We start from the raw sequence: 6,159 nt of genomic DNA, 5'->3' as shown, positions 1-6,159 counted from the left end.
ATGCCGCACGCCCGGGCAGGCAAGGATCGACATGTCCGCAAAGATGGGCGCATAGTGAACATCCGCCCAGTCCGGGAGCCGGGGGCAAGGTCAGACATTCACCGTCGCGTTTGGCAAGAGCTGCGCGAAGCGCGGGCTGGCGAACTGGCTGCCCTGATCCGTGTTGAAGATCTCGGGCCGCCCATGAAACCGAAATGCATCTTCCAGCGCCTCGATGCAGAACTCGGTGTCCATCGTGTTTGAGAGCCGCCAGGACAGCACCCGGCGCGTCGCCCAGTCCATGATCGCCACGAGGTGGAGGAAGCCACGCCGCATGGGAATGTAGGCGATGTCCGCGCACCGGACCTGGTTCGGGCGCTCGATCGCCAAATCCCTGAGGAGATGCGGAAACTTCCGGTGCTCCGGGTGGGGCACAGTCGTGCGCGGCCGCTGGTGGACAGCGCGCAGGCCCATCCTCGCCATCAGCCGCCGGATGCGCTTGCGTCCGGCGCAGTAGCCCTGGTTGCGCAGGTGCCTCGCCATTTGACGGCTGCCGTAGAACGGCGTCTCCATGAACTGCGCATCGATCAGCTTCATCGGTGCCAGGTTCAGCGGGCTCTCGGACTTGCCCGGGCCATGCCATGCCGACCGGCTGACCCCGATCAGCGCGCACTGCCGGGTGATCGACAGCACCGGGTGCCTGGGCTCGATCATCTCTCGCCTCCGGGACAGGTTCAACGTCCGGACGCTTTGACTGAAAAATCCCGCTCCACCACGGGCTGGCCGATCTTGGCGTGCGTTCGCCTGCTCCGCTCGGACCGGTGGCGCGGGCAGGCTCACTCTCGATCTCGCCCTCCTTCCCGGCCGCCTTTGCCTCGGCCTTGCCGGAGAAGATTCCGGACATGCCCTCGAGCGCCTGCCGCTTCCAGGTGCTGATGAGGGTCTGATGCACGCCGTGCTTTGCCACCAGTTCGCCGACCGTCAGCTCACCTCGGATAGCCTCAAGCGCCGCCTTCCCCTTGAACTCGGCGCCGCAATTCTTTCGCTTGCCAGCCACGCCGTTCTTCCTCGTCATCGTTGGGGGGGCAAGCTTGGAAAGGTGTCCGATTTTCAGGGACCTCCTCAGACCTTGAACACGAGCCGCGGCGTGGCAATCGAAGTGACTGCACCAAAGCACCCCGCCAGCGGGATTGGATCTCTCGAGCGAAATCGCTTGAAGGGAGTACGCCCGTTACCGAAGTCCTCAGCCTAAGCCGCGCGCCCGGGTCGGAAACTCTGGCGAAGCGCCCGATGCCGGAGACGACGGGTCCGGAAGCCCGCTCGGCAGCGTCTGCGGGCTCGATATCGCTGCTGGAGCCGCCGCGGATGGTCCTGATCCCCTCATGTGGAGCGCCGGTCTCGCCGAATGCGCGACTTGGCTTCCCCGAGCCGTCGATCTGGACTGTCGGGCCGTGCAGTACCTCAGGGGAGGCCACGCCGCAGGAGGGCTCAACCACAGCCCGGCGGCCTGCTGGCGATCGGCTCTGCCCACCAGCCCAGCGACGCGGGAACCTGGGCCATCCTCAAGAATGCCTGCGCGTTCCCGACGCGTGCGATGCGCGAGATGGCGCACGCCTCCGGCCTGGGGGGCTCCGGGACGGGAACTCGACCGGGGAGCCGCTCCATCGCTTCTCCCGGGCAGGCGAGGGCGAAACAGAACGGGCAGCGGGAGCGGGGGACATGAGCCGGGCTGCAACCCGGCCGCGGACGCCGTGCGGGCCGACCGGACGGCGTGATGACCGGCAGCGGGGGGGGGCGGCGATCGGCATTTCGCGATCGCCACGATCCCAGTGACCACCGCTCCCTGCTGCACCGGGCCCCTGTATCCGGTCCCGCTGATCCCTCGGATCGCAGGCCTCTTTCTGGCGCTGTCCGGTCCCGCGCCAGCGGCTGCCCGTTCCGGTGTCCTCCGTGCCGGGGCTTTCCTCTGCGGCCTTGCTGGCCTAACACCTGTGACCATGGCCCTGCGCCGCAGGCGGGCAGGGCGCCGAGGCGTGCAGGAGTGACGATATGATCCCGGTTCGAGGCATGGAAGGCGCACGGGTGGCCGTGTTGGGGCTGGGGCGGTCGGGCCTCTCGGCGGCGGCGGCGCTGCGCGAGGGCGGCGCCGAGGCGGTCTGCTGGGACGACAGCCCCGAGGGCCGCGCGAAGGCCGAGGAGGCGGGCCACGAAATCCGCGACCTGACCCGGCCCGGCGCGCTGCGCGGGCTCGACCGGCTGGTGGTGAGTCCCGGCATCCCGCATCTCTACCCGCAGCCGCACCCGGTGATCCGCGCCGCGCTGGAGGAGGGCGTGCCGGTCGACAACGATATCGGCCTGTTCTTCATGTCGCTGGCCTCCGGCGATTGGCTGGAATTCGACCAGCCGCCGAAAGTCGTGGCCATCACCGGATCGAACGGAAAGTCCACCACCACCGCGCTGATCCATCACTGCCTGGAGGCGGCGGGACGCGAGGCGCAGCTGGCGGGAAATATCGGCCGCGGCGTGCTGGACATCGATCCGCCGGGCGACGGCGGCGTCGTCGTGCTGGAGCTGTCGAGCTACCAGACCGACCTGGCCCGCGCGCTGACCCCGGACGTTGCCGTCTTCACCAATCTCAGCCCCGACCATCTCGACCGCCATGGCGGCTATGGCGGCTATTTCGCCGCCAAGCGCCGACTCTTCGCGGAGGGCGGGCCGGACCGCGCAGTGATCGGCATCGACGAGGACGAGGGGCTGTTCCTTGCGGGCCAGCTGGCCGAGGCACCGACGGACGACCGGGTGATCCGCGTCAGCGTCACCAAGAAGCTCGACGGGCCGGGCTGGAACGTCTTCGCGAAGAAGGGCTTCCTTGCCGAATACCGCAAGGGGCGGCAGGCGGGGTCGATCGACCTGCGCGGCATCCGCGGCCTGCCGGGGCGGCACAACCACCAGAACGCCTGTTCGGCCTATGCGGCGCTCAGGGCGCTGGGGCTGGCGCCGCGCGACATCGAGGCGGGCTTCCTCAGCTTCGACGGCCTGCCGCACCGCAGCCAGATCATCGCCGAGGCGAAGGGCGTCACCTATGTGAACGATTCCAAGGCAACCAACGTGGACAGCGCGGCCCAGGCGCTGCAGGCCTTCCCCAAGATCCGCTGGATCGCGGGCGGTCTCGGCAAGGATGGCGGCATTGCCGCGCTGGAACCGCATCTGGGCGCGGTGGTGAAGGCCTATCTGATCGGCCATTCGGCACGGGATTTCGCGCTGCAGCTCGGCGGGCTCGACCACGAGATCAGCGGCACGATGGAGCAGGCGGTGGCGCAGGCCATGGCCGAGGCCGGGGAGGGCGAGACGGTGCTTCTGGCGCCCGCTGCGGCGAGCTTCGACCAGTATCCGAATTTCGAGAAGCGCGGCGAGGATTTCACCCGGATCGTGCGCGAACGGCTGGGCCTGCAGGGCTGATCCCGTCAGGCCTCCCCTCTTTTGGGGGGGGGCGGCCCGGGCCGGGAGGGAAGGATGCTGCGGCTGTCCGTGCCGGGGGGCGTGGGCGGTCCGGCACCTTGAGCCGGGAGGAAGGATGCCGTCGTCCCGGAGCGCACGACGCGTCGGTCGCCGGCCCGGGCGGCCAGGTCCGGGCCGGAATCGCGACATGCCGTTTCCGGTGGCGGGGCTGCGAAGGGCCTCCGGCATGTCCCTGCAGGCTTGCCGCTAGGGAATCGATTTTTTTGCCGAAAATGGTCTTGCAGCCACCGGGGCATCTCTTTAAAGAGCGCTCCACCGGGTGATTAGCTCAGTGGTAGAGCGCTTCGTTCACATCGAAGATGTCAGGAGTTCGAATCTCTTATCACCCACCATGCCCCCCCAAGTGCCAATAAAGCATAAGTTTGCACATTTCGGGCATAAGCTTGCACATGCCTGTCAACAGACTTCTTCGGATTGGTAGGTGAAAGATCTTCCGATCTACGGCAAGAAATTGAAAAAAAAGATAAAATTCCTGAGTTGTCTTGGGGGACGTGCGCCCAACTCAAGAGCAGGCAACCTACCCATGTTTCAGGCACGTCCGGACGCTCGTTGGAGGGGGGTCATCTTGGCGAGGGGATGTGGTTGCAATGGCGCGGCGCCCGCGCCCGGCTTGTCCGGAGTTTCCGGGACGGACCTTGCCCCAGAATCGCCGCAGAGTGCTTCAGCGGCGCACGAAGATGCGGAAATCGATATCCTGCCGGAGGTGTATGTTCCCGTAATCCTTCCCGCCCGGAGAGAAGCGCGGCACGCCCGCGTCGCGAAGGCAGGTCCGGACGGTGTTTCGATGAAGGCCGAGTTCGGCCGCCAGGGTGGGCACGGTCACGAACCGGCGGTGGAACTGCGCCACATCCGCTGCGCTCAATGCCGGGAGGGCCGGTCCGGTGGCGAGATGCCGGATGGCGCTGGCGGGAGTTTGGCCGTCTTCCACGAGGGACCGGAAGCAGCTGCGATCCCGCAGACCGATGCTCCGGGAAAATGGGGACAGGGCCAGGGCGCCGGGCACCCTTTCCGGCTGTACCTCCTGGAATGTCCGGGCAAGACAGTCGACGTCCTCCTTTGCGATCAGGATCGCCCCATAGCCTGACCGGCCGGTCTGCTGTCCGGCCCGCAGCATGCCGCGGCGAAGCCCCTCCAACAGGATCCTCAGCCCCATGCCCATGCGGCGGCGCGCTGCCTGCAGCGTCTCCCAGGCGTCATTGTCCCGGGCAACCGGACACGCCGTGGCGAGAAGCTCCTCGACAAAGTGCAGGCCATCTGACAGGCGCCACCGATTATTGACCAAAGGGTTCCGGATCACGGGGCGAAGGACGCAATCCGCCTCCAGGCACTCGAACTCCCGCTTGGAGGCTCCCATTTCCGCGCACATCCGCGAGATGCAGACGAGCTGCGGAATCTCGGCAATCATCCTGCCATGGCGCCGGGCATCGAAGGTCTGCCGCGCGAAGCTGCGCGGATCATCCGCCGCCAGCGCGCCCGCTTCGACGAGAAGGGCCTGGATGACGATCGGGTCCGCTCCCGTCTCCTGCGATGCGGCCAGCACCGACTGCAGTCTGCGTTCCTGCTGGACCTTTCCGAGAACGGTGGCACCTGCCGCAAAAGGCCAGTGGTCGAGGACGCAGTCCCGCAAGATGTCCCGGAACCCGTCGAATTCGGGAAAGTCAGCGTAATTCTTCCGGAAGATCTCATGGAGGCTGCCGAAGGCCGCGTGAGGCTTGGCACCGGATCCTGCGGCAGCGGCAGCGAGTGCGTCGAGAGCTGCCCTGAAGGCCTGCGGACCGCGGCTGAGCACCCCGAACCCTGCCGCCTGGGCTTCGCCCGCAAGGTCGCCGCCCGAAGCGGAAAGGCTTTCCGCGTCGACGAGGTTCAGTCCGAGATGGCGGCAGACAGTCGCTGCCGCGAAAATGGAATGCTCCGCAAGCCAGGTTGGATCGCGCCCGGTCGCAAGGCGCCTGTCGAGCCAGAGATCATAGGCGCTGGGCTCCGCATGTCCGCCCTGCAATTCGCCGTCCGCAATCCGGTTCAGGAGGCCGCCAAGCTGGCCCTGGACGTCCTGCCGCGCAACCAGGTTGGCCTCCTGCCAGAGATCGGAGAGCTTCCGTCGATGACGGACACAGACCGAGGTCTCCCGGAACTGCCAGTCGCCGTGCATGGCCATCGCCGACAGCGGAACATCCGGGGACGCCTGCAGGTCCTCGCGGAGACAATCGGCACAGCCGCGCATGAGCGGATTGCGCAATGCGCGCGATACCATCAACTCGCCGCGGAACTGCATGCGGACGCTCCCGACGGGAATGCCGGTCCAAGAACGGAGCTCCAGCATTTCGTCTTCCGCCAGCCCTGAAACTTCCGAAAGCCGGGCAATCCCGTCAGCGCGGCCGAGCAGGGTCCACCGTAAGGGCAGGCCCATGTCGATCGCGAAATCCTGCAGGCTCACGTTGTTGCAAGCGGCGAGGCGCGACATGAAGGACGGGAGCGTCTCGCGCGGCGCCGGGCTGGTGCGCAAATGGAGCAGGGAGGGCATTGCCGGAGCCTTTCAATTTGCATTCGGATGGCGCATCGTCTTGGGCTCTAGGCTCAGGACCCATTGATTTCGGCTGGACGGCATGATTCAGCGTTCGAAAACGAGCGGTGACATGTCTGATCTCTTCTGGCTGAGCGACG

General features: G+C 66.9%; 2 protein-coding genes, 1 tRNA gene and 1 pseudogene. 2 read left to right on the top strand and 2 right to left on the bottom strand.

Annotated features, from left to right (window positions below; all coding sequences use genetic code 11):
* Window positions 1-93: 93 nt before the first annotated feature.
* Window positions 94-1,036 (bottom strand): annotated as a pseudogene (locus tag HCC78_RS34245) (IS3 family transposase); the annotation flags it as partial.
* Window positions 1,037-2,028: 992 nt separating this feature from the next.
* On the opposite strand from HCC78_RS34245, the gene murD reads away from it, so the two are divergent.
* Complete coding sequence (gene murD, locus HCC78_RS31145) at window positions 2,029-3,438, top strand: UDP-N-acetylmuramoyl-L-alanine--D-glutamate ligase (protein WP_172332613.1); 1,410 nt, start codon at window positions 2,029-2,031, stop codon at window positions 3,436-3,438.
* A 317-nt stretch (window positions 3,439-3,755) separates the two neighbouring features.
* Window positions 3,756-3,830 (top strand) — tRNA-Val (locus HCC78_RS31140).
* 329 nt (window positions 3,831-4,159) lie between these two features.
* Here the strand turns inward: HCC78_RS31140 and HCC78_RS31135 are convergent.
* Window positions 4,160-6,019: a TniQ family protein gene (locus tag HCC78_RS31135; RefSeq protein WP_172332612.1), complete on the bottom strand. Its 1,860-nt coding sequence runs from the start codon at window positions 6,017-6,019 to the stop codon at window positions 4,160-4,162.
* Between the last annotated feature and the right edge of the window lie 140 nt (window positions 6,020-6,159).

It is taken from the genome of Mangrovicoccus sp. HB161399 (assembly GCF_013184745.1).
GTDB lineage: Bacteria > Pseudomonadota > Alphaproteobacteria > Rhodobacterales > Rhodobacteraceae > Mangrovicoccus.
Note: the sequence above shows the minus strand (reverse complement) of the source record. Positions and strands in the feature narration are given on the sequence as shown.